Annotated in this window: 26 protein-coding genes; 18 read left to right on the top strand and 8 right to left on the bottom strand. The window is 62.6% G+C overall.

The window, feature by feature from the left end; genetic code table 11:
- Positions 1-29: 29 nt before the first annotated feature.
- A complete protein-coding gene (locus M1E05_RS05340) occupies positions 30-422 on the bottom strand; it encodes a PLD nuclease N-terminal domain-containing protein (protein WP_461164677.1) in 393 nt (130 codons plus the stop codon).
- Positions 423-530: 108 nt separating this feature from the next.
- Here M1E05_RS05340 and M1E05_RS05345 point away from each other — a divergent pair, with 108 nt between their 5' ends.
- Complete coding sequence (locus M1E05_RS05345) at positions 531-839, top strand: DUF4229 domain-containing protein (RefSeq protein WP_458111812.1); 309 nt, start codon at positions 531-533, stop codon at positions 837-839.
- Between the two features lie 5 nt (positions 840-844).
- Here M1E05_RS05345 and M1E05_RS05350 read toward each other — a convergent pair whose 3' ends face one another.
- From M1E05_RS05350 to M1E05_RS05365, 4 genes are all read right to left on the bottom strand, one after another.
- A complete protein-coding gene (locus M1E05_RS05350) occupies positions 845-1,726 on the bottom strand; it encodes a 1,4-dihydroxy-2-naphthoate polyprenyltransferase (protein WP_458111811.1) in 882 nt (293 codons plus the stop codon).
- A 59-nt stretch (positions 1,727-1,785) separates the two neighbouring features.
- Positions 1,786-2,919: an AMP-binding protein gene (locus M1E05_RS05355; protein ID WP_461164678.1), complete on the bottom strand. Its 1,134-nt coding sequence runs from the start codon at positions 2,917-2,919 to the stop codon at positions 1,786-1,788.
- Positions 2,920-2,987: 68 nt separating this feature from the next.
- Complete coding sequence (locus M1E05_RS05360; RefSeq protein ID WP_458111809.1) at positions 2,988-3,962, bottom strand: 1,4-dihydroxy-2-naphthoyl-CoA synthase; 975 nt, start codon at positions 3,960-3,962, stop codon at positions 2,988-2,990.
- A 21-nt stretch (positions 3,963-3,983) separates the two neighbouring features.
- The gene (locus M1E05_RS05365; protein WP_458114555.1) at positions 3,984-4,424 is read right to left on the bottom strand and encodes a VOC family protein; all 441 of its coding nucleotides are present in this window, start codon (positions 4,422-4,424) and stop codon (positions 3,984-3,986) included.
- 264 nt (positions 4,425-4,688) lie between these two features.
- On the opposite strand from M1E05_RS05365, the gene M1E05_RS05370 reads away from it, so the two are divergent.
- From M1E05_RS05370 to M1E05_RS05385, 4 genes are all read left to right on the top strand, one after another.
- Complete coding sequence (locus M1E05_RS05370; protein ID WP_458111808.1) at positions 4,689-5,963, top strand: ABC transporter substrate-binding protein; 1,275 nt, start codon at positions 4,689-4,691, stop codon at positions 5,961-5,963.
- Between the two features lie 3 nt (positions 5,964-5,966).
- Complete coding sequence (locus M1E05_RS05375; RefSeq protein WP_458111807.1) at positions 5,967-6,911, top strand: carbohydrate ABC transporter permease; 945 nt, start codon at positions 5,967-5,969, stop codon at positions 6,909-6,911.
- A gap of 3 nt (positions 6,912-6,914) precedes the next feature.
- Positions 6,915-7,832, top strand: coding sequence for a carbohydrate ABC transporter permease (locus tag M1E05_RS05380; protein ID WP_458111806.1), 918 nt, complete (start codon positions 6,915-6,917; stop codon positions 7,830-7,832).
- A gap of 63 nt (positions 7,833-7,895) precedes the next feature.
- The gene (locus M1E05_RS05385; RefSeq protein WP_461164679.1) at positions 7,896-9,719 is read left to right on the top strand and encodes a hypothetical protein; all 1,824 of its coding nucleotides are present in this window, start codon (positions 7,896-7,898) and stop codon (positions 9,717-9,719) included.
- Here the strand turns inward: M1E05_RS05385 and M1E05_RS05390 are convergent.
- Positions 9,688-10,437, bottom strand: a complete 750-nt coding sequence (locus M1E05_RS05390; RefSeq protein ID WP_461164680.1) for a lysostaphin resistance A-like protein — start codon at positions 10,435-10,437, stop codon at positions 9,688-9,690. The genes M1E05_RS05385 and M1E05_RS05390 overlap by 32 nt on opposite strands.
- 52 nt (positions 10,438-10,489) lie before the next feature.
- On the opposite strand from M1E05_RS05390, the gene M1E05_RS05395 reads away from it, so the two are divergent.
- The 6 genes from M1E05_RS05395 (at position 10,490) to M1E05_RS05420 (ending at position 16,656) form a co-directional block, all read left to right on the top strand.
- Complete coding sequence (locus M1E05_RS05395) at positions 10,490-11,443, top strand: metal ABC transporter substrate-binding protein (protein ID WP_461164681.1); 954 nt, start codon at positions 10,490-10,492, stop codon at positions 11,441-11,443.
- On the top strand, positions 11,440-12,192 hold the full coding sequence (locus M1E05_RS05400) for a metal ABC transporter ATP-binding protein (RefSeq protein ID WP_458111802.1): 753 nt from the start codon (positions 11,440-11,442) through the stop codon (positions 12,190-12,192). The genes M1E05_RS05395 and M1E05_RS05400 overlap by 4 nt, the downstream gene beginning before the upstream one ends.
- Before the next feature lie 2 nt (positions 12,193-12,194).
- Complete coding sequence (locus M1E05_RS05405; RefSeq protein ID WP_458111801.1) at positions 12,195-13,070, top strand: metal ABC transporter permease; 876 nt, start codon at positions 12,195-12,197, stop codon at positions 13,068-13,070.
- A gap of 4 nt (positions 13,071-13,074) precedes the next feature.
- On the top strand, positions 13,075-13,221 hold the full coding sequence (locus tag M1E05_RS05410) for a hypothetical protein (RefSeq protein WP_461164682.1): 147 nt from the start codon (positions 13,075-13,077) through the stop codon (positions 13,219-13,221).
- A gap of 128 nt (positions 13,222-13,349) precedes the next feature.
- Positions 13,350-15,056, top strand: coding sequence for a ribosomal protection-like ABC-F family protein (gene abc-f, locus M1E05_RS05415; RefSeq protein ID WP_461164683.1), 1,707 nt, complete (start codon positions 13,350-13,352; stop codon positions 15,054-15,056).
- 139 nt (positions 15,057-15,195) lie between these two features.
- Positions 15,196-16,656: an amino acid permease gene (locus tag M1E05_RS05420; protein ID WP_461164684.1), complete on the top strand. Its 1,461-nt coding sequence runs from the start codon at positions 15,196-15,198 to the stop codon at positions 16,654-16,656.
- 132 nt (positions 16,657-16,788) lie between these two features.
- Here the strand turns inward: M1E05_RS05420 and M1E05_RS05425 are convergent, their stop codons facing one another.
- Entirely contained in the window at positions 16,789-16,965 is a 177-nt protein-coding gene (locus M1E05_RS05425) for a CsbD family protein (RefSeq protein WP_309108095.1), read from the bottom strand.
- Positions 16,966-17,102: 137 nt separating this feature from the next.
- On the opposite strand from M1E05_RS05425, the gene M1E05_RS05430 reads away from it, so the two are divergent.
- The 7 genes from M1E05_RS05430 (at position 17,103) to M1E05_RS05460 (ending at position 22,387) form a co-directional block, all read left to right on the top strand.
- Positions 17,103-17,561, top strand: coding sequence for an SRPBCC family protein (locus M1E05_RS05430; RefSeq protein ID WP_458111798.1), 459 nt, complete (start codon positions 17,103-17,105; stop codon positions 17,559-17,561).
- Positions 17,562-17,578: 17 nt separating this feature from the next.
- On the top strand, positions 17,579-18,235 hold the full coding sequence (locus M1E05_RS05435) for a pentapeptide repeat-containing protein (RefSeq protein ID WP_461165194.1): 657 nt from the start codon (positions 17,579-17,581) through the stop codon (positions 18,233-18,235).
- A 153-nt stretch (positions 18,236-18,388) separates the two neighbouring features.
- The gene (locus tag M1E05_RS05440) at positions 18,389-19,618 is read left to right on the top strand and encodes a thiolase family protein (protein ID WP_461164685.1); all 1,230 of its coding nucleotides are present in this window, start codon (positions 18,389-18,391) and stop codon (positions 19,616-19,618) included.
- The gene (locus tag M1E05_RS05445) at positions 19,618-20,409 is read left to right on the top strand and encodes an enoyl-CoA hydratase/isomerase family protein (protein WP_461164686.1); all 792 of its coding nucleotides are present in this window, start codon (positions 19,618-19,620) and stop codon (positions 20,407-20,409) included. The genes M1E05_RS05440 and M1E05_RS05445 overlap by 1 nt, the downstream gene beginning before the upstream one ends.
- Positions 20,406-21,290: a 3-hydroxyacyl-CoA dehydrogenase family protein gene (locus tag M1E05_RS05450; RefSeq protein ID WP_461164687.1), complete on the top strand. Its 885-nt coding sequence runs from the start codon at positions 20,406-20,408 to the stop codon at positions 21,288-21,290. Before M1E05_RS05445 ends, M1E05_RS05450 begins: the two co-directional genes overlap by 4 nt.
- A 32-nt stretch (positions 21,291-21,322) precedes the next feature.
- Complete coding sequence (locus tag M1E05_RS05455; protein WP_461164688.1) at positions 21,323-21,937, top strand: GNAT family N-acetyltransferase; 615 nt, start codon at positions 21,323-21,325, stop codon at positions 21,935-21,937.
- Positions 21,938-21,976: 39 nt separating this feature from the next.
- The gene (locus tag M1E05_RS05460; RefSeq protein WP_458111793.1) at positions 21,977-22,387 is read left to right on the top strand and encodes an SRPBCC family protein; all 411 of its coding nucleotides are present in this window, start codon (positions 21,977-21,979) and stop codon (positions 22,385-22,387) included.
- 50 nt (positions 22,388-22,437) lie between these two features.
- On the opposite strand, the gene M1E05_RS05465 is transcribed toward M1E05_RS05460, so the two are convergent.
- Positions 22,438-23,274, bottom strand: coding sequence for an SGNH/GDSL hydrolase family protein (locus M1E05_RS05465; protein ID WP_461164689.1), 837 nt, complete (start codon positions 23,272-23,274; stop codon positions 22,438-22,440).
- Positions 23,275-23,439: the final 165 nt, after the last annotated feature.

A 23,439-nucleotide genomic window follows, 5' to 3' on the forward strand; every position in this document is an offset into this window, starting at 1 on the left:
GTTCACCTAACCGGGGTGACTAAAGCAGGTCACTTGACTTCGTCGTTGCCCTGGGCGTCGTCGCGGCTTTCATCGGATCCGTCGCCGCGCTTCTGTTCCCGCGCGTCGAGCTGGTCCTTGAGCTTCTTAAGCCTGTCGGCCTCGGCCTGGTTACGGCGCCTGAGCTCCAGGGCGCGGAGGAACTCGGGATCGTCGTCGGGAGCCGTGGGGTGGCGGAAGGTTTGCTTCGTCGGCCTGCTGGTGCCACGGGGGCGGCCAAAAATGAACCAGAGCGCGGCTCCGATCACCGGCAGAACCACCATCACCACAATCCATGCTGGCTTGGAAATTCCACGCGTGAGCCGACGATCAGTCCGGATCACGTCAACCAGACCATAGACAACGATGGTTAGTACGGCGACGGCGAGCAGAACGCGGGGCATACATCCAGTCTAGCCTCCGGGGGCCGCTCACATGGCTACGGTTGGATCACAGGGACCGGCTCGGTCCTGCCGATAACAGGCGTCTTCCGGGGCGGCTAAACTTGAAGAGTGGCTTTCCTGAAATACTCCCTGATTCGTCTGGCATTGTTTGTGCCGTTGTTCGTGCTTTTCCAACTGCTGGAGCTGGGCGCAATTCTGTCCGTGATCTGCGCCGGCCTCATCGCGTTTGGCATCAGCTACCTGTTCTTCCAGAAGCAACGCGACGCCGCCGCGGGGGCAGTTCAGGAGCGGCTCTCCGGCCGCGCCAAGCCGATCCGGACCGCGGGCGAAGTGGATGACGCGAACGCCGAGGACAGCTTGGTGGATGCCCACCCTGACGTCACGGTCAAAATGGAAAAGCGCCCCAAAGACGCCTGAGAGGTTTAAACGCCCCGGGTCAGTATCAGGCCTGCAGAGAACAGCACGCTGTAACCCAGGTTGATCAGGCCAGTCTGTTTGAGGACGGGGATGAGGCTCTTGCGCTTCCTGCCGTTGATCATGAGCCAGGACGGCATCAGGCTCGCTGGGATAAGCAGGAGTACCAGGAGCATCCATGGCCGTCCCGGCGCGAGAACCACCACAAGAAGGATGGCGACGGCCAGCATCAGGACGTAGCTCTCCCGCGCGTGCTTGTCTCCCAGCCGTACTGCCAGCGTCTTTTTGCCTGCCTTGGTATCGGTGGGAATGTCCCTGACGTTGTTGGCCATCAGCAGGGCGCAGGCAATAAGTCCGGTGCCTATGGCGCCGATGATGGCTGCGAGGTTTATGTGGCCAGCCTGCGTATACGTTGTGCCGAGGGTGGCTACGAGTCCAAAGAAGACGAACACGAAGACATCTCCCAGGCCCAGGTAGCCGTACGGGTTCTTCCCTCCGGTGTAGCCCCACGCAGCCAGTACGCAGCCCAGGCCCACCAGGATAAGCCACCATGCCTGCGTGATGATTACCAGGGCCAGTCCGCACAGCATGGCCAGGGCAAAGGCTGCAAAAGCGGCCTGCTTGACCTGGTGGGGGCGGGCAGCGCCGGAACCCACAAGGCGCAGCGGCCCCACACGGTCCTCATCAGTGCCGCGGATGCCGTCGGAGTAGTCGTTGGCGTAGTTGACGCCAATCTGCAGCAGCAGCGCCACCACACCGGCAAGAACGGCGTTGACCGGCCGGAAGGCACCCATCTCGAAAGCGGCGGCCGTGCCGATCAGTACCGGAGCGATCGCTGCCGGCAGCGTGCGCGGACGGGCGCCTTGGATCCATTGGGCGGCTGTTGCCACAGTGAGTACCTCTTGTTGGTTCAGGAAGCTGCGGACGTGCAGCGGGTTGCAGGTCTACTTTACTTTCCCTGATGGAGCTCGTTGAGCAACTCCGTCATAGCCAGGCGGTCAGGTTTTCCGTTAGGCAACATGATCAGTTCCGGCGCGGCCAGCACTGTCTTGGGCGCCAGTTGTCCCAGCAGGTGGTGGCGCCTGGCGGTGAAGCCGCTGATCCCCTCCGGAGTGCTGTCAGCAACGGCAACATAGGCGGCCACAGCCTGCCCCCACTCCTCTGACGGGACGCCCGTCACAAAAGCTGCCGTGACGCCGTCGAGCTTTTCAAGTTCTGCCTGCACGTGTGCTGCGGAAACCTTGACGCCTCCGGTGATGACGACGTCGTCTGCCCGACCCAGCACGGTCAGGATGCCTTCTGCATTGATGGACCCGAGATCATTGGTGCGGAACCAGCGGAGCCCGTCCTCCTCGATGAACGTTTCGGCGGTGAGGTCGGGATCATCCAGGTACCCTGCGGCAACAATGTCCCCGCCAAGGAGGATCCGTCCGTCCTCGGAAACCTTCACCTCCACGCCTTCGATGGGAACGCCGTCGTACACACATCCGCCGCAGGTCTCGGCGGAACCGTAGGTGGTCACCACCCGAAGCCCGGCGTCACGCGCAGCCTGCAGCAGGTCTGCTGACGCCGGGGCACCCCCAAGGAGAATGCCGTTGAAACGCCGGAGAACGGCAAGGGTTTCGGGCGCAGGGGAGTCCAGCAGCCGCTGCAGTTGTGTAGGCACCAGGGAGGTGAACCGGATCCTGTCAGTGAGTTCAAGGGCAGCCGCGGTGAAAGCCTCCGGGGTGAAGCCGGTGGAGAGATCCATGGCCCAGGGGCGCGTTCCGGCGAACAATGAACGAACCAGCACCTGAAGCCCGGCGACATATTGCACGGGGAGCGCGAGCAGCCATTGGCCTTCGCCCTTGAACGCCAGCGCCGTCGCCATGGAAGAAGCGGCGAGTGCCTCCACCGTCAGCACGGTCGCCTTGGGCGTCCCGGTGGAGCCGGAGGTCCGCACCACCACCACGGCGTCGTCGAACCCCGGGGTCTGGACGGGAGAGACAACGGGGCTCCCGTCCGGGCCCGTGGAAAGTTCGACGGCGGGACCCTCGCCATGGAGGGCGGCTGCGAGAGCCTTGAGCGCGGGTTCAATGTTCACAAGTGTCTGCCTTCGACTATGGCTGGAGCATGCGGGCTGGAAGCGGATGCGTGAGCATCAGAAGCGCATCAGAAGTAATACGGGAACCGTGACCAGTCCGGTTCGCGCTTCTCGAGGAAGGCCTCCTTGCCCTCCACGGCCTCGTCCGTCATGTAAGCCATCCGGGTAGCTTCGCCCGCGAACACCTGCTGGCCGGCGAGTCCGTCGTCGGCCAGATTGAAAGCGAACTTGAGCATGCGGATGGCCTGCGGGGACTGCCGGGCGATGTCGGCCGCGTACTCCAGGGCCACGTCCTCGAGCAGTTCGTGGTCCACAGCCTCGTTGACAGCGCCCATGCGGACCATGTCCTCAGCCGAATATTCACGCGCCAGGAAGAAAATTTCCCGGGCGGCCTTCTGCCCGATTTGCCGGGCCAGCAGCGCGGAGCCGTACCCGGCGTCGAAACTTCCCACCGTGGCGTCTGTCTGTTTGAATTTGCCGTGCTGGCGGGAAGCGATAGTGAGGTCCGAGACCACGTGGAGTGAGTGGCCACCGCCGGCGGCCCAGCCGTTCACGACGGCGATCACCACCTTGGGCATGGTGCGCATGAGGCGCTGCACTTCCAAAATGTGGAGGCGGCCTGCACGGGCGGGGTCGATGAATTCAGCGGACTCCCCGGCGGCTCCTGAAGCGCCGTCCAACGCATAGCGATACCCATCGCGGCCGCGGATCCGCTGATCGCCGCCGGAGCAGAACGAATGCCCGTCATCCTTGGGGGAGGGCCCGTTGCCGGTGAGCAGGACGGTAGCCACGTCCGGGGTCATCCGCGCATGGTCCATCGCCCGGTAGAGCTCGTCCACGGTTGCGGGGCGGAAGGCATTGCGGACTTCGGGCCGGTCGAAGGCAATGCGGACGGTGGGCAAGTCCCGCACCACGGAACCGTCCCCGGAACGTTCCACTTGCCGGTGATATGTCAGGTCCTGGAAATCGTCGAAGCCGGACACCGTGCGCCAACGGGAAGGGTCAAAGACGTCGGAAACCTTGGCAGGTAGTTGGGTGCTCACACACCGAGTCTAGTAATCGCGCTAGCTGATGCAGAACTCGTTGCCCTCGGGATCGGCCATCGTGTGCCAGGAATGGGGTCCCTGATTGGCTGTCCAAAGGAACGTTGCGCCCCGGGCTTCCAGGGCTTTCCGCACCTCGTCCTTGTCAGCGCTTTCGATCCTGACATCCCAATGAATCCGGTTCTTGACGGTTTTCTCTTCAGGAACTGTCTGGAACAGGATGCGCCGCGTTGGCTGCTTGGCGTCGATCTCATCCGGCGGCCGGATTGCGGCGCCCTCGCGCCAGACGAGCCTTCCCTGGTGGAGCTGGGTCTCTGCCTCTGTTGCGAATCCTTGCTCGATCATGGAGCGAATGAAGGACTCGTCCTGTGGTTCCACCGCCCACTCGAGGGTCTCGGCCCACCAATCGGCGAGCTCATGCGGGTTCTTGCAGTCGACTGCTAGCTGGATGTTCAGTGCCATGGAACGAAAATACTTCGGCTGGATGGTTCCCGGAAGGGCTTTGCGGACAAGTGGGGACCTGATCACGGCCTTTTCCCAGGTGGAATAAAGGGACCTATATGCCCCCAAACAAAAGCTTGACAGATTGTCATGACATGGGTCACAGTGGAGGCGTGGGAAAGGCTTTTCCAACGAGGAGTATTGGGGGATTCTCCCACTTGTTCTCAGCCGCCCCAGCTTGGTGCGGATCTACGTGACCAACCACGGAACAGACAGGAAAGTCCAGTGTCAGAGAAGACAATCTTTAGCCAGCTCAGCCGTCGCCAGCTTGGAAAGGCGGTCTTTGGCTTGTCGGCCGCCACGTTGGCTCTCAGTGCCTGTGGAGGCGGTGGCGGTGGGGGCGCAGCCGACCCGTCCAAGCCGCTTCAGTTGGTCCTCTCGGGTGACACCAACCAGGGTGGCGCCTTCGCCGCGGCAGCCAAGAAGTACAAGGAAGCCACCGGCATCACCATCGAGGTAGTGGACGTTCCCACCGCGGACATCACCACCAAGCTGAAGAATGCAGCAACCGCCAACGACCTGCCGGCCCTGGCCCGCGTTACCGGCCTGGATCCACTGTGGGCCCCCCAGCTGCAGGACCTGACGGACATTGCCAAGAACCGGAAGATCGATGAGAACTTCCTGCAGGAAGCCCCGGACGGAACCATCCCGGCCATCCCGTCGGACCTTACTGCCGTGGGCTTGTTCGTCAACAAGAGCCTCTTCGATAAGGCCGGCGTCGCATTCCCCACAGGAATCGCAAACTCCTGGACCTGGGATGAATTTGTCGCAGCCGTCAACCAGGTCCGCGAGAAAGCCGGCGCGAAGTACGGTGTGGTCATGGACCGCTCCGGCCACCGTCTGCGCGCCATGATGTACCAGTTCGGCAGCACGGCATTCCCCAAGGAAGGCGACAAGTACACTGCGGACGATAAGGCCGTTGAGACGCTCGAATACTTCCAGAAGATCAACGACGACAAGACTATGCCGAAATCCGTCTGGCTCAGCGGCGAGGACGGAAACGCGATGTTCAAGAGCGGCCAGGTCGCGGCGTACTACTCGGGCAGCTGGCAGGTGGCGGACTTCAACAAGAACATCAAGGACTTTGAGTGGATGTCCGTGCCGCTGCCCAAGCAGCCGCTGAACGCCACCAACCTGGGCGGCGGCTTTATGGTCGCGTTCAAGGACACGGGCCAGGACGAGGAAGCCAAGAAGTTCATTGACTGGTTCTACGATGACGCCAACTACACCGAGTTTGCCAAGCAGGGCGGCTACCTGCCGCCCAAGGACCTGAAGGTGGAGTACCCGTTCCAGCAGGCTGCTTTTGAGCTGTACCAGCAGCAGATCGCCCAGAACGAAGGCAAGGGCGAGAACCCCATCAAGCGTGTGGTCTCCGAGGCCTATGCGGCCACCCCGTTCTCGGGAGACCCGCTCCGCGAAGAGACAGTCAAGATGCTCGGCGGCAGCCAGGACGCAAAAACCACGGTGGATAACATCGTGAAGCTTTACAACGGCGGCTAAGCCGTGGCTACTCCAACCACGGGCTCCACAGTGACGTCTGAGGCGCTCCGCACGCCGGCCGTGCGGAGCAAGTCCCAGCAAAAGCGCCACAACCGTTACGTCCTTGCCCCGCTGATCCTGATCGGCGTCAATGTGGTGCTCTTCCTCGTGTTCTTCGTCTGGCCCGGGGCGCTCGGGCTCATCTATTCATTCACGGATTACCGCGGCATCGGCAGGCTGAACTTCATCGGCCTGCGAAACTTCGAGACGCTCTTTGCGGACAGCACCTTCTATGCTGCACTGAGCCGCACCTTCCTCTACACAGTGCTGTCAGTGCCGCTGGTCTACGTCTCATCCCTCGGTGTTGCCGCCCTCCTTGTCAGCAGGGCGGTCAGGGGGCGGACGGCTGCCAAGATCATCATTTTCCTTCCCTGGCTGATCTCGCCCATCGTGGTGGGTGTCATCTGGAAGTGGATGTTTGGCCAGGACTTCGGCTTCGTCAACTTCATCATCTCCACGCTGGGCGGAAACCCGCTGCCGTGGTCCAGCAACGGCAACCTGGCTCTTACCGTGGTGATCTTTGCCGCGGCCTGGGGTGGCACGGCCTTCAACATGCTGCTGTTCATAGCTGCGCTGAAGAACATCCCGGAGGCCCTGCTGGAGGCGGCGGAACTTGACGGAGCCAATGCATGGCAGCGCTTCCGGCACGTGACGCTGCCTGGCATCGCGCCGACGTCGTTCATGGTTATTCTGCTTTCCACCATCCATGCGATGAAGGAATTCGCCATGATCCAGGCGCTGACCAACGGCGGACCGGGAACTGAGAACGTCCTGATCGTCCAGTACATCTATAAGACCGGTTTTGAGCAGTCCAAGGTCGGCTACGCAAGTGCCGCATCCATGGTGTTGATGGTGGTCCTGCTGGCCATCGCGCTCATCCAGCTTCGCTTCAACCGGAAGAAGGGCTGAACCATGACAACAGCTGCCAACCTGCCGCCCGTCTCGGACGAGGTAGTCGTCGTTGGGGCCGAGGAAGCCGCCCGCAACGCTGACAAACAGAACATGCGGCACGGCCGGGCCAAGCTGTCCGCGCCGCTGACCGGCCTCATGTGGCTGATCGTGGGCATCTACGCCCTGCCGCTGCTGTGGTTCATCCTCAGTTCGTTCAAGCCGGGAAGTGAACTGTTCACCTATCCGCTGTCCATGATCCCCAGGGAATGGACGTTCCAGGGCTTCATCGACGCGTGGGAGCGCGTGGACTTTGCCCAGTACTTCCTGAACACGGCAACAGTGGCGCTCGTGACCACGGTGCTGACGGTCTTCTTCAGCGCCTGCACCGGTTACGCCCTGGCCAAGTACAACAATGCGGGCACACGCCTGTTTTTCGTCTGTATTCTCGCCACCACCATGTTGCCCACTGAGGTGATCCTGAACCCGACGTTCACCGTGATCCGGGATCTCGGCCTGTACAACTCCCTGTCCGGCATTATTGTGCCGTCTGTGCTGACCGCCACGGGTGTGTTCATGTTCCGCCAGTTCTTCCTGACGGTCCCCGACGACCTGCTGCATTCAGCCCGGATCGATGGTGCCAGCGAGCTGGCAATCTTCTTCCGGATCATGCTCCCGCTGTCCCGGCCCATCCTGTTCACGCTGGCCATCTTCTCCTTCCAGTGGCGCTGGAATGACTACATCTGGCCATTGATCGTGCTGAACGACCCCAAGTGGTACACCCTCCAGGTGGCGCTGCGGAGTATCGTCGGCGCGGAGAACATCGACTGGCCTGTGCTGCTGGGAGCCTCGGTGATCTCCATCCTGCCCCTGGTGCTCGTGTTCTTCGTCTTCCAGAAATATGTCCTCAACGCCGACGTCAGCGCCGGCCTGAAGGACTGACCACCCCTGTAGAAACCCAGCTAGAAGCCTCCCGCGTCCTGCGGAGGAGCACGAAAGGCAGCAGTGCGGAGCGCACAGATCCTTCAGACCACCCAGACTGATCAGGCCTTCCTGGCAAAGATAACGGGCGACGCCGACCACGAGACAGCGGGCATTCTGCCGCTGCTTGCGTCCCGGCAGGAGCGCGCCGCCACGGCGGGAATGCCTCACAGGTCAGCAATGAGTCATCTGCTTGGGCTCGTCACCGTATTTACCTGGCCGGAATCCCGATTTTATGGCAGCCGGCAGCTGGTTGGTCCCATGATGGGCTGCCTCGAACGGCTCGAGCTGCTGCAGGGCCCCGACGGATTGTTTGGCGGAGACAACCTGAGCTCACCGCCGGACTCGGCCTTCACCGTCAACGACGCCTGTCTGGCGGTGCAGCTGCTCCGGGCCCAGGGCAGCGAGTCAGCAGCGGTGCTGCAGGAGATCGAAGCGCGGCTCTGGCGGATCATCGCAAAAATCACTCCGGCTCTTGTCGAGGGCGGAGTCCACACACCGAACCACCGTTGGGAATTGTGCGCCGCGCTCGCCCAGATCCACGGCCTGGACCCCCGGCCTGAAATTGACCGGCGAATCGACGAGTGGCTGGCTGAAGGCATCGACCAGTTGCCGGACGGCATGTACTCGGAGCGAAGCCCGCTCTATGCCTCGGCAGTCACCAACCCTTCCCTGCTGATCATCGCCGACTCGTCCGGGCGCCCGGAGCTGCTGGACCCTGTGCGGAAGAACCTTGAGGCGTTCCTGCCGTGGCTCAACCCGGATGGAACGGTGGAATCGGTCTTTTCACGCCGCCAGGATCAGTGGCTGGACTTCGGCGCAGCCGGGTTCCTGCTGCCGTACCGGCGCCTGGCCATTCAGGACGACCGCAGCGACTTCGCCGCGGTGGCCCGCTGGCTGTCCGGGTTCCCGCTGCTGGAACCGGCAAAATTGCTGGCACAGACCAGGGCCCAGCCAGGACTGGCCGGAGTACTTCCGCAGGGACAGGAACGCGTTCCGCAGGAGCACAAGGAACAAGTGCAGCAGGAGCAGCAGGCCGGGCAAGTCCAGATGCCCTCTGTGCTCCAGCCCGTACGGGCCGCCCTCGAGAGCTGCGGAACTTACCGCTTCCGGCAAGGGGAAACAGCCGTGACGGTCTTCGGCGGCGGCGACCATTCGGCGTCGGGCGTTGCCTCAGGGTTGTCGAACAACCCCACCTTCCTGCGGTTCCGGCACGGAAACAGCGTTCTGAGTGATGTGCGCCTCGCGCGCAACTTCTTCAACCTTGGCCCCTTCCGCAGCATGGAAACCGTGGCGGAGGGGGAGAGGGTCCGGCTTCACGAGAGGGTGGAAGCTTCCTTTTACCTTCCGCTGCCCGCTGAACGGCGCCGGGAGGACGGAATCTACGAACAGTCCCATGAGGGACGCTTCAGTGCAGCCATGGACTTTGCAGGCAGGCCCACCATCCGGCATTGGCTCGGTACCGAAGTGACTGTTGCAGTCAACGGCCATCAGGCCGACGTCGACATCACCTTCGACGGCGCTGACACTTCGTTTGCCCTTGAGCTGACGTTCCGGCCCGGGGGTGTGCTCGAGGGTGTGGAAGAAGTATCGGAGGGTGTGTACCAGTTGGTGGACTCGATGGGCCGCTACTCGGTGGGCGCCGACGTCATCGAGTTCGGCCCGGGCTCGGCGGCAGATCCGGATACTCCTCCGGTGTACAACCCGGGGGAGAACTACACGTACCTGCGCGGGACCAACGCCACGGAGGGCACGAAGGTCTACATCACGGGCCGGACGCGTGGCACCAGGCGGCTGACGCTCCGGGGGACAGGCGCTACGGCTGGAGCTGCTGCAGCTGGTCCATAAGCTCCGAAGGTATGGCGTAGATGAAGACCACAGCCAGCAGGTTCTTCAACGCATGTACGAAGTAGGAAAACATGAGGTTCTTGCCGGTCCACACGTACACAAAGACCAGTGAGGCTCCCATGGCCAGGTACGGCAACAGCACCGTCAGCGTGAGATCCTGCTTGCCGACCACATGGAGGGCAGCGAAGAGAACCACGGAGAGCGCGCAGCACACCCAGATGTTGATCCGCCGGCTCAGTTTGCCGATCAGGAGATGCCGGAAAAAGTACTCTTCCACAAACGGCGCCACCACCACGAGCAGCGGCACGATGAGCCAGGCGGGCACCTGTTGGATCAGTTCCTGGACGGAGGCCTGATTAACGGAGGGCTCGACAGTGCCTGCCAGGGCAACCAGGATTGACGTCACTATCAGCATGCCGAGCAGGCAGGCGGGCACCATGAGCAAGGTGAACCACGGACGGGTGCCCAGGATCCTGAGGTCGCGCGCCACAATCCGCCGTGCAGCGAGAAACGCCACAATTCCTACGCAAGCGTAGGAGAGCAGGTTGACCGAGTAGGTAGCTATGGCCGGACTGGGAGAGACTTGCTCAAGCAATGGCAGCAGGAGATCGCTGGCAAGCGCGAACAGGGTTATGTACAGGCCCAGCGCCGTGAGATCCAGGGATGAGACGCGCTGAAGTTCCGGTGGTGCTGGCGGAATCCGTTGAACTGTACCCATGTATTAAGCCTAGCGTTGCAGGGATCCTCCGCGTTCTCCTACAATATTCGGTATGCCTAACTTTTTGTTTCGGTGCGCCAAAGTAGTCCGCCGAACCTCCGTTGCAGTAGTAGCAGCGGCTCTGACCCTTTCCCTTGCCGCCTGTGGCGGCACCTCTCCCGGCGCTACCGGGGGAGATGACAACCGGCCCGTTGTACTGACCACCTTCACGGTTCTTGCCGACATTGCCCGCAACGTCGCCGGGGACAAGCTCCGCGTTGAGTCCATCACGAAGGCGGGCGCCGAAATCCATGGCTACGAACCCACCCCGGGAGACATCCGCAAAGCCGCCCAGGCAGATCTCATCCTCGACAACGGACTGAACCTCGAGGTCTGGTTCGCCCAGTTTGTGGAGGGCCTGGACGTTCCCCACGCCGTCGTCAGTGACGGGGTGAAAGCGATGCCCATCGGAGAGGATGCCTACGAGGGAAAGCCGAACCCCCACGCCTGGATGTCCCCGGTGAACGTGCAGATCTACATCGACAACATGGTAAAGGCCTTCTCCAAGCTCGACCCCGACAACACTGCCGTCTTCGAAGCTAACGGCAAGGCGTACAAGGCCGAGCTCCAGTCCGTGCAGGATCAGATGGTCCAGAAGCTGGCAGCTGTCCCGGAAAAGCAGCGGGCCCTGGTGACGTGTGAAGGGGCCTTCTCCTACCTCGCCCGCGACGCCGGGCTCCGGGAGGTCTACATCTGGGCAGTCAACGCCGAGCAACAGGCCACGCCGCAGCAAATCGCACGGGCCATCGAGTACGTCAAAGCCAACAAGGTCCCGGCGGTGTTTTGTGAATCAACGGTTTCAGACGCCCCAATGCAACAGGTAGTGAGTGCAACAGACGCTGAATTCGGTGGAGTTCTCTACGTTGACTCCCTATCGGAAGCGGATGGCCCTGTGCCCACCTACCTTGACCTGATCCGGCATGACGCCAAGACCATCACGGAAGCATTGACAGGCTCGCCGTCATGAACCCCCGAACCGGCACCCCTGCAATCTCCGTGGACAGAGTGACCGTGCACTACGGTGAGGTCCTGGCGCTCGATGCAGCCTCCCTCACCCTGGACCCGGCGCGCATCTGCGGACTGGTAGGCATGAACGGTTCGGGAAAATCCACCCTCTTCAAAGTGATCATGGGGATGATCAAGCCCGACGCCGGAAAGGTCCTCATCCAGGGCGAGTCGCCTTCCAAAGCGCGCCGGCAAGCCGGCATCGGCTATGTGCCTCAAAGCGAGGACGTGGACTGGCAGTTCCCGTTGTCCGTCCGCGACGTCGTCATGATGGGCCGCTATGGCCACCAAGGGTTCACGCGACGTGCGAGCAAAGCGGACCGCGCCGCCGTCGAGCATGCACTGGACCGTGTGGAACTGACGGAATTCGCCGACCGCCAGATCGGGCAGCTCTCCGGCGGCCAGAAAAAGCGGGCCTTCGTTGCCCGCGGCATCGCCCAGGGCGCCACCATGATGCTCCTGGATGAACCCTTTGCCGGCGTGGACAAGCGATCCGAGGCCACCATCACACGCCTGTTGCGCGAACTGGCCAGTGACGGCTGCACCATCCTGATTTCCACCCATGACCTTCACGCCCTGCCGCAATTGTGTGATGAGGCTGTACTGCTGATGCGTAAGGTCCTGATGCACGGTCCGCCGGACGTGGTGCTGCAGCCCGAGAATCTGGCCATGGCGTTCGGCCTGGACGTCCTCAACCGCGGAAGGGGCTGAGGATGGACCTAATCGACATCCTGCTGGAGCCCCTCAGCTACGACTTCATGGTCCGCGCTATCATCACCACCGCGCTCGCCGCTGTGGTTTGTGCCGTCCTCAGCTGCTGGCTGGTGCTGATCGGGTGGTCCCTTATGGGCGACGCCGTTTCCCATGCCGTCCTGCCGGGAGTGGTCCTGGCGTACATGGTGGGGGCGCCCTTTGCCCTCGGCGCCCTCGTGTTCGCGCTCATTGCCGTGACCCTGATTGGGGTGGTCCGCAACACCAGCCGGGTCAAGGAGGACGCGGCGATAGGGATCGTGTTCACGTCGCTGTTCGCGTTGGGCCTCGTGCTCATCTCCGTCACTCCCAGCCAAACGGACCTGAACCACATCATTTTCGGAAACCTCCTGGGCGTCAGTGTGCCGGACCTGATCCAGGTCCTGGTGTTGGGAGTGGTGGCGTTCGCCATCCTCATCTTGAAACGGCGTGACCTCACCCTGTATGCCTTCGATCCTGTTCATGCCCACGCCATCGGGCTCTCTCCGCGGCGGCTGGGTGCGCTGCTTCTGGGACTCCTGGCTTTGACGTCCGTGGTGGCGCTGCAAACGGTAGGCGTGGTGCTGGTGGTGGCCATGCTCATCATCCCCGGGGCCACGGCGTACCTGCTGACGGACAGGTTCTCGCGGATGCTGCTCATCGCCCCGGTGGTCTCGGCTGCCTGCTCCATCGCGGGCATCTACCTCAGCTACTACCTGGACACTGCCTCCGGCGGCATGGTGGTGCTGACGCAGGGCGCCGTGTTCGCCGTCGTCTATCTCTTCAGCCCGCGGCAGGGCCTGATCGGGACCCGCCTGGCCAAGGCCCGCCGGAAGAAAGTGGCGGCACTTTCCGCCTAGAAACATGGCTCAGGAGCGTGAAGTCGCCGGAACAGTGCCGGCTCGCCGGAAAGTTCCGGCGAGTCCGCACCGTTCCGGCGAGTTCGACGACGGCGGGACCCGCCTTGACGTTGTGGCTGGCACTTGGCAGTCTGGATCGATGAAGTCCTAGTTGAAGGCGCCGCTCAGCCGCGCCTCACTCCGTTTGCCAAGGCCTCCGTCACGCTTTCAGGGATCGTCGAGTTTCCAGGAATCCCGTGCACGCTCCGGGGCCACCCTCCTGACGTTCAAGGACTTCCCATGACCGAACATCTCTCTCTTTCCGGCGTTTCCCATGGCTATGGCGATCGCCAACTCCTGGACGCCGTCAGCCTGGTCATCACTGCGGGTGAGCACGTGGCCGTCGTCGGCGAAAACGGGGCAGGCAAATCCACGCTCCTCCGCATCATGGCCGGCCTGGAGGCGCCGAATGAAGGCACCGTGGCCAGCCACGGACGGGTGGGCTATCTGGCACAGGCACATGGTCTGCCGGAGTCGTTCACGGTGGGAGCTGCCATTGACGCCTCCCTGGCATCCCTGCGTGCCATCGAGGCTGAGCTTGACCGCCTGGAGGCCGGACTGGCCGACGCCGAAGCCGAGGTACTGGAAGCGTACGGAAGGCTGCAGACCGAGTACCAGCTGCGCGAAGGGTACGCGGCGGAATCAAGGGTGGAGGCGGCGCTGGACAGGCTGGGCCTGGGTGGCCTGGACCGGAACAGGGTGCTGGGCTCGCTCTCCGGCGGCGAACAGGAACGGGTGGCCTTGGCGTGCGTTCTGGCCGATCCCGCGGAGATTCTGCTCCTGGACGAGCCCACGAACCATCTGGATGCCCGTGGAACCGCTTGGCTGGAGGACCGGCTCGCCGCCCACCGTGGCAGCGTGGTGGTGGTCTCCCACGACCGTGTGCTGCTGCGGAAAGTAGCCACCACCGTGATCGAGGTTGATGCCGAGCGCCGCTCCGTTACCCGCTACGGCAACGGTTACGAGGGGTACCTTCGGGAGAAGGCAGCGGAACGCCAACGCTGGGTCCAGCAATACGAGGCCTGGCTGGACGCCATGGAGGCCGAACAACGCCAGGCCGCCACCGTTTCCGGCAAGATGGGCTACGCCCGCCAGCGGGACGGCGACAAGATGGGTTTCGATTTCAAGGCCGGGACGTGGCAGAAGGCAGCCAGCAGCAAGGTCCGCAACGCCCAGGAGCGGCTACGACGCCTGGAGGAGAGCCCCGTTGACCGGCCGCCTGTTCCGTTGCGCCTGGCCGCAGAGCTTGATGTGGAGCCGGACCCGGAGACCCAGGAGACAGCGGATGTCCCCGTGAAGGTTCTGGATGCCCGGAGCGTGGCGATTCCCGGCCGCCTCGAGCCCACGGACTTCCATGCCGACGCCGGCGAGAAGATCCTCATCACGGGACCCAACGGTGCGGGCAAGTCGACACTGCTTTCACTTCTGGCAGGCACGCTGGAACCTGTTGAAGGGACCGTGACGAGGCCAGCGCGGATCGGCTACCTGCAGCAGGAACTGGAGCTCCCCAGACGGCCCGGTCTCCGTCTCCTTCCGGCATTCGCGGCCGGCCTGGGCGGAAACATCGACGAACACGCCGAGGCGCTGCTCCGCCTGGGACTGTTCCGCACCAGCGAGTTCCACGTTCCGGTGGGTGGCCTCTCCGCAGGGCAGCAGCGCAGGCTTGCCCTGGCCAGGCTGCTGCTGGGCGGTTACGGCACGCTGATCGTGGATGAGCCCACCAACCACCTGGCCCCGGTGCTCGTGGAGCAACTCGAGGAGGCACTGGCTGGTTTTGCCGGGACGCTGGTTATGGTCAGCCACGATCGCGCTCTGCGGGAGTGGTTCGCCGGCTGCGCGCGGAAGAGCGATAAGGCAAGGACGGACGACGCCGGACGCTGGGTCAGGTACTCGATGGAGAACGGCTCACTGTTGCCCGGGTCACGGCTCCAGCGGGGAGTCTTGTAGGATGGATGAGCCGTGCCACCATTCGGCCCCATGTGAGTTCACGCACAGATACTGCCTTCAAAAGAGGTAAAACCCGAATATTCTGTGCTGAAACGGGGGCTGAGGCGCGCAGCCAAACCCCTACCCACAAGGATCAGCTGTGCCACAAACCACCCCCACAGAACTTCAGAGCGCGACGACGCAACCCGCCGTCGTCGACTCCACTCTCAGCGCCGAGGGCTACAAGAAGTCCCTGAGCGGCCGTCAGGTCACCATGATCGCGATGGGCGGCGCCATCGGCGTCGGCCTCTTCATGGGTGCCGGCGGGCGCCTTGCCTCCACGGGCCCCGCCCTGATTTTCTCGTACGCCATTGCCGGCGTCATCGCCTACCTGCTGATGCGCGCCCTGGGCGAACTCGTAATGTACCGCCAGACGTCCGGTTCCTTCGTCAGCTATGCCGGCGAAATGTTCGGCAAGAAGGGCGCGTACCTGTCCGGATGGATGTACTTCATCAACTGGGCCATGACAGGGATCGCCGAACTCATCGCGATCGGACTGTACTTCCAGTTCTTCTTCCCCAACGTCCCGGTCGAATTGTCCGCGATTGCAGCGCTCCTGCTGCTTGTGGGCGTCAACCTCCTGAGTGTCAAGGCGTTCGGCGAATTCGAATTCTGGGCCTCCTGCCTCAAAGTGGGCGCTATCGTCATCTTCCTGGCCGTGGGCACATTCATGGTTGTCACCAACGCCCTGGTGGGCGACGGAAATGCCTCGGTCAGCAACCTCTTCGCAGCCGAGGGCGGAATGTTCCCCAAGGGTGCCCTCGTCATGATCCTGGTCCTGAACGCCGTGATCTTCGCCTACAACGGCATTGAACTCGTGGGCATCACCGCCGGTGAAATGCAGGACCCGGCCAAGGAAGTTCCCAAAGCGATCCGCGCCGTCGTCTTCCGGATCGTGGTGTTCTACGTCGGCTCCGTGACCCTTCTGGCCATGCTGCTGCCCTCGGACCAGTACGTTGCCGGCACCTCGCCGTTCGTCACCGTGTTCGGCCAGATGGGCCTGGGCTGGATGGGCGATGCCATGAACATGATCGTCATCACCGCCGCACTGTCCTCCTGCAACTCGGGCCTGTACTCAATCGGCCGTATCTTCCGCACCATGGCCAACAACGGCCATGCCCCGGAATGGCTGACCCGGATGTCCAGGAGCCACGTGCCGTACGCCGCTATCCTGGCCATCGGTGCCGTTTATCTCGTCGGCATCCTGCTGAACATCTGGCTGGGCGGCTCACATGCCTTCGACCTCGCCTTGAACTCCGCATCGATCGGCGTGATCTTCACCTGGGGAGCGATCTTCGCCAGCCAGATTGCCTTGGGCACGAAAAAGGGCGACGTTTCCAGCCTGCCGATGCCGGGTTCGCCGTGGAGCAGCTGGGCGGGCCTCATTTCTTTGTTGGCCATCACCGTGCTCATTGGCTTCGACACCATGACCAGCAAGACCGGCGAAGTGTTCCACCTGGGGCTGTGGACGCTGGCTACCATCCCGTTCTTCGCGTTGCTTCTGTGGCTTGGCTGGCAGAAGGTCAAGAACAACGAACCCAAGAACGCACTGTTCAGCTAGCCCTTATTCAGGGCAGATATTCAGGCAGAAGAAAACCGGCGGCGGACCTCCCCCAATGGAAAGGGTCCGCCGCCGGCGCATCAAAACCAGCTCAGCAGCTGGGGCCTGCACGGCCCTCGCTGCTGTTCCTGCTTAGTCCCTCTTGAACTCGTCCTTCACGTTTTCGCCAACCTTCTTGGCGTCAGCAACAACCTGGTCCTTCTGGCCTTCTGCGCGAAGGCGGTCATTATCCGTGGCGTTGCCGGCTGCTTCCTTGGCCTTGCCGCCGAGGTTTTCCGCTTCGTTCTGAATCTTGTCGCCGATACCCATGGTGTTAACCACCTTTCGTTGCCGGTTGAAAAACTAAGCACAATTACCGTAACACGAAGCATACTTACTATTTCAAGTGGGGGTTTGGGTGGTTTGCCGGTCTCCTGATTGTCGCCGCCCACGGCTAGGCTCGGAGTATGGAGCACACAACCACCATCACCAAGCACATTAACGCCACCGCGGATAAGGTCTGGGTTGTAATTTCGGACATTCCGGGCTCAGCGGCCACCCTTTCGGGCGTTGATTCCGTCCAGCTCCTCACGGACGGGCCCTATGGCGAGGGGACCCGTTGGAAGGAGACGCGCACTATGATGGGCCGCTCTGAAACTGTCGAAATGTGGGTGTCCCAGGCTGACCCGCCCCGCAGTACCACCGTGAAAGCCCTGCAGGGCGGAGCCGACTACACCTCGCGTTTTACGCTTGCCGAGCGCGACGGCGGAACGGACCTGACGCTCACGTTCGGGGCCGAGATGCGCGAGCCCAGTGCGTTCAGCAAGGCCATGATGGCCATTTTCGGAAAGATCGGAATGACCTTTACGCGCAGGGCGCTGGCGAAGGACCTCTCTGAAATCGCGGCCAAAGCAGAGTCGCTGTAGTGGCTGCCGGTTCCGCTGTGAACTCGGCCAAAGTTGGAAGTCCCAGGCTGTCACCCGTCCGCTTGACGGAACTTCGGGAGGATCCTGCTCCGGACTTCCGCCGGGGTGAGAGGTACGACGGCGCCCGGTACAGCCGGGCGGCAGCCGACGGCCTCGAACTCAACGGAACTGATTTTGCCGAGTGCGAGTTCGCCGGTGTCTCCTTCAACGAGGCCCAGTTGCGGGGCGCTTCCTTCAAGGACTGCGTGCTGAGTGAGGTCTATGCTCCGGTGTTTGCCGCGGCGCGGACCACGTGGCGCGACGTCGAGATCTCGAGCCCGCGCTGGGGATCGGCGGAAGTCTACGAGAGCGGCTGGCAATCCGTGAGGATCGACGGCGGCAAACTCGACTACCTGAATCTGCGCGGTTCCAAACTCAATGATGTCCAGATCAGCGACTGCATCATCAATGAACTGGATCTGGGCTCTGTGACAGCCAACCGCGTCGCTTTGAGGAACTGCACCATCGGCACCCTTGATTTCAGCGGCGCCAAGCTGAAGGACTTCGACCTGCGCACTACGGATTTTCGGACTATCAACGGACTCGAAAGCCTGGCGGGTGTGGTCATTGATGATTACCAGCTCAGTCTCCTCGCCCCGTTGCTGGCCGCGCATCTGGGGGTCCGCGTCCTGTAGCCGAAGGGCTGTTGGTTGACCCCTTGATTCCGCCGTGTAATCTTTATAGAACGAACGGTCGGTAAATATTGCTGGTCGCCGGGCCCGCGTCTTGCCCGTGGAGCTGTTTGCCGTTCTGATGACAGTGCTGTTAATCGTGTGAAGGATGAACCAATGGCCCAAGCAGGAGCAGGACCCCAAGCATTTCTGGTGGGCGGTGTCCGAACCCCCGTCGGGCGTTACGGCGGCGCCTTGGCAGCTGTCCGCCCCGATGATCTGGCCGCCCTGGTGGTCCGGGAGGCCGTGTCGCGGTCAGGGCTGGATCCGGATTCCATCGAGGAAGTGATCCTCGGAAATGCCAACGGGGCAGGCGAGGAAAACCGCAACGTGGCCCGCATGGCTACTCTGCTGGCCGGACTGCCGGTGCACATCCCGGGAATTACAGTGAACCGGCTCTGCGCGTCAGGGCTGAGTGCCATTTTGATGGCGAGCCACATGATCAAGGCCGGAGCGGCGGACATCGTGGTTGCGGGCGGGGTGGAGTCAATGACCCGAGCGCCCTGGGTACAGGAAAAGCCGCAGGCCGCGTTCGCCAAGCCTGGAGCCATCTTCGACACCTCCATTGGCTGGCGCTTCGCCAATCCGCACTTCAGTAAGGGGGAGTTGTCCCGGGACGGGAAGATGACATTCTCCATGCCGGAAACAGCAGAGGAAGTCGGCCGGGTGGATGGAATTTCCCGCGAAGATGCCGACTCCTTTGCGGTCCGCTCCCATGAGAGATCCCGAGCGGCCATCGCCGCCGGCAGGTTCAAGGACGAAATCGTCCCCGTCACCGTAAAAGGCCGCAAGGGGGAAACGGTGGTTGACACTGACGAGGGTCCGCGGGAGGACACCACCCTTGAGGTCCTCGCCGGGCTTCGGCCCGTGACCACCGGTGGATCGATTGTCACGGCGGGCAATTCGTCATCCCTGAATGATGGTGCCTCGGCCATCATCGTGGCGTCGGAGGCGGCGATCGAGCGGCTCGGCCTGACGCCCCGTGCCCGCATCGTCGACGGCGGCTCCGCCGGCTGCGAGCCCGAGATTATGGGTATCGGCCCTGTTCCGGCCACCCAGAAAGTGCTGGAGCGTAGTGGCTACACCATCGGCGACCTTGGCGCCGTCGAACTTAACGAAGCGTTCGCAACCCAATCGCTGGCCTGTATCCGGCGCCTGGGGCTTGACCCGGATATCGTCAATAACGACGGCGGCGCGATCGCTTTGGGCCACCCGCTGGGTTCCAGCGGCTCCCGTATCACCATTACTTTGCTGGGCCGGATGGAACGCGAAGACGCCCGGATGGGGCTGGCAACCATGTGTGTTGGCGTTGGCCAGGGAGCCGCCATGTTGCTGGAGCGAGTGTAATGGGATCGGATTCCAACCTGCTCAGTTCCGGGGCCTTCGCCAGTCTCCTCGTTGAGGAGCGCGATGACAGGGTGGTGGTGCTGCTCAACCGTCCCGAGGTCCGCAATGCCATTGACCAGCAGATGGTGGATGAGCTCCATGTGGTTTGCGCCGCGCTGGAGCGGCAGCCCAAGATCCTCATCCTCGCCGGTGCGGAAGGGGTTTTCGCCTCGGGCGCGGATATTTCCCAGCTGCGGGAACGCAGGAGGGACGATGCGCTGCTGGGGATCAACTCCACCATTTTCGTGCGGATCGCCAAGTTGCCCATGCCGGTGATTGCAGCGGTGGATGGCTATTGCCTTGGGGGAGGGGCGGAGCTTGCCTATGCAGCCGACTTTAGGATCGGCACTCCCAGCGTCCGGATCGGCAACCCGGAAACGGGATTGGGGATCCTGGCGGCCGCAGGTGCCAGTTGGCGGCTGAAGGAACTGGTGGGTGAGCCCCTGGCGAAGCAGATCCTGCTCGCCGGGCTGGTGCTTCGGGCAGAGGAGGCTCTGGCTGCGCATCTCATTACCGAAATCCACGACGCCCCCGAGCTGATGGCTGCAGCACATCATCTCGCTGACAGGATTGCACAGCAGGACCCCCTGGCGGTCCGCATCACCAAGTCCGTGTTCCACGCGCCGCCGGACGCCCACCCTGCCATCGACCAGCTGGCGCAAGCGGTCCTGTTCGAATCTGAGGCCAAGTTCGACCGGATGCAGGCCTTCCTGGACAACAAATCTGCCAATCGGAAGAAGAAAAAGGCATGAGCGATTCCTCACTTTCCACTGGTGTGCCGCAGAAGCTTCCACGCAAAGTGGGCGTACTTGGTGGCGGCCGGATGGGTGCCGGAATTGCGCACGCGTTCCTGATCAACGGTGCCCACGTCACCGTCGTCGAGCGCGATGAACCGTCGGCCGCTGCCGCCCGCGAACGCGTGGAATCCGCGGCGGCGAAATCCCTAGAGCGCGGCTCCACTGACGGGAATCTGGACGAAATGGCTTCACGCCTGGCCGTTTCGGTGGATTATGCCGATTTCGCGGACTGCAACCTGGTGGTCGAGGCCGTGCCTGAGGACTTCGAACTGAAGGCCGGCGCGCTGAGACTGGTTGAGCAGCAGCTGCCCGACGGAGCCTATTTGGCGTCCAACACGTCGTCGCTCTCAGTCTCGGAGCTTGCCGAGCAGCTGCAACGGCCTGGGGACTTTGTGGGACTGCATTTCTTCAACCCTGTTCCTGCCTCGAGCCTGATTGAAGTGGTTCTCGGACGGGAGACCTCTGCCGAGCTGGCCGCTGCCGCAAAAGGGTGGACGGAGGCGCTGGGCAAGACGGCCGTCGTCGTCCGGGATGCTCCGGGTTTTGCCTCCTCGCGCCTGGGCGTTGCGATAGCGCTGGAGGCGATGCGCATGGTCGAAGAAGGGGTGGCCTCGGCCGAGGACATAGATGCCGCCATGGTGCTGGGCTATAAACACCCCACGGGACCCCTCCGGACCACAGACATCGTAGGGCTGGACGTCCGCCTGGGCATCGCCGAATACCTGCATTCCACCCTCGGGGAGCGTTTTGCTCCGCCGCAGATCCTGCGCGAGAAGGTGGCTCGCGGTGAGCTGGGGCGAAAGAGCGGTAAGGGGTTCTTCGACTGGACTGGCTAAGGGCCGGAGGGTGTTGTGTCTAGGATGGGGCGGTGAGCCGCATCGAACCCGTTATCCTGACCGGCAAGTACGTCATGCTGGAGCCCTTGAGCCACGAACACCACGACGGGCTCCAGGAAGCAGCCCGGGATGGCGAGCTGTGGAAGCTCTGGTACACCTCAGTCCCGTCTCCTGAGGACATGGCGGTTGAGATCCACCGACGCCTGGCTCTGCAGGAACAGGGTTCCATGCTTCCTTTCACCACCAGGCTGCTGGACCCTGCAACGGGCGGTCCCGGGAAGGTGATCGGGATGACCACCTACATGAACATCGATCATGAAACACCCCGGCTTGAGATTGGCTCCACCTGGAATGCGGCCTCGGCGCAGGGCTCCGGCACCAACCCCGACTCCAAGCTGCTGCTGCTTCGGCACGCCTTCGAAACCCTGGGCTGCGTCGCCGTCGAGTTCTGTACCCATTGGATGAACCATCAGTCCCGCGAGGCTATCGCCCGCTTGGGTGCCAAGCAGGATGGCGTTCTCCGCAGCCACACCCGGAGCCCTGATGGAGCTCTCCGGGACACCGTGGTGTTTTCGATCCTTGACCACGAATGGCCGATGGTCCGCAACGGCCTCGAGTACCGGCTGGCGAAGCAGCGCGGCGTATAGCGCATGACGGTCTACTTCGAGTGCAGAACGCGAACCGGCATGCCGAAATCAGAGTTATTTGATCTCGCCCGCAGCATAGATGCCCACAAGCTCTCGATGGCCGGTTCCCGGGAAGAAGCGGTTGCAGGAGTGACTTCTGGCCTCATTGCGTTGGGGGAGGAAGTGACCTGGCGTGCGTGGCACTTCGGCCTGCCGCTCCGGATGACGAGCAGGATCACGGCAATGGATATGCCTGACTACTTTGTGGACGAACAGGTCAGAGGGCCCTTCCGCAGGTTCCGCCACGTGCATGAATTCACAAATGACGGGGACGGGACGGTCATGGTTGACCGGATAGAGTTCACCGCACCGTTTGGACCTCTTGGACGACTTGCAGAGAAACTGTTCCTGGCCCGCTACCTCAGAAACCTCATCGAGTCCCGGAATCAGCATCTGACGAATTGTATGTAGACGGACCGCATCGGGGCAGCATTTGCCTGCTGCCCCGACGATCCATGGCCCTAGGGCGTGAACGCTCCGGCATTGGCGATGGCCGTGTAGTACGCCACGTAGCCTGCGGCGTTTGGATGCAGATTCTCTGGATCAAAGGGATTGGTGGGATCAAAGTTGAACCAGGGATCACCTGAACCGATGCCGTGACCGGCAAATGCTCCCGTGACGTCAACATAGGTGGCACCCTTGGCCTCGGCCACGGTCTCGATAACCGTGTTGAGCATCACGGTGAGCGAGTTGACGGCAAACGCCAAAGCAGGGTCCGAAAAGGCGGGGTCAAAGAGCAGCGGATAGCCGGTTACGTAGATGGTGGCGTTCGGCGCCTTTGCCTGGATGGCGTCGATCGTGGCGGTGAGATCGGCCACGAGAGGGCTGGACGCAGGGTCAAGGACCGCTTGCGCTAAGAGTGCTTGACGCTGGGCAAGAGCCGTAGCACAAGCAAGTTCACTCGTTGAGCAAGCAAGCACCAGGCCCGGGAGATCCAGGTTGTTCCCGCCCACAGTCAGTGTGACTACATCCGTATCCGGGGAGAGCCGTTTCAGCTGGTCCGCGACGACATCGTCGCTGCTGGCTCCCTCACACGCTGCGTTTTCGACGAGCCGCACCCATTTAGAGGCGTCCGCGAGGGCGGGATAACTGCTGGCGCTGCGCAGGCACGAGTCCAGATACGGCTCGGCCCCTTGTCCCGCCGCATAGGAATCGCCGAGGGCGACATAGGCCAGCGGCGGCGCGGGTGGCTTTGCGGCTTGAGCCGGAGCGGCGGCCAGACCGGCAAAGGCCAGTACCACGGTAGCGAGGCCGGCAGCGAAAACGGGCCGCCGACGTCGGACTTTCAGAAGTGCCATTATTTGTCCCCTTTTGTGAGTGGATGGCCGGGCCTGAAAATCCGACCTGAACCCCGTTAAATCCGGCGGTGCCAAGCGATAACGCGCCGGACAGCGCGGTCGTAGTGACACGATACGCCCGGACTCGGCCACAGACACGGGCAACCTGTACTCGAATTTCCGCTT

The sequence above is a fragment of the Arthrobacter sp. R4-81 genome, assembly GCF_054792365.1.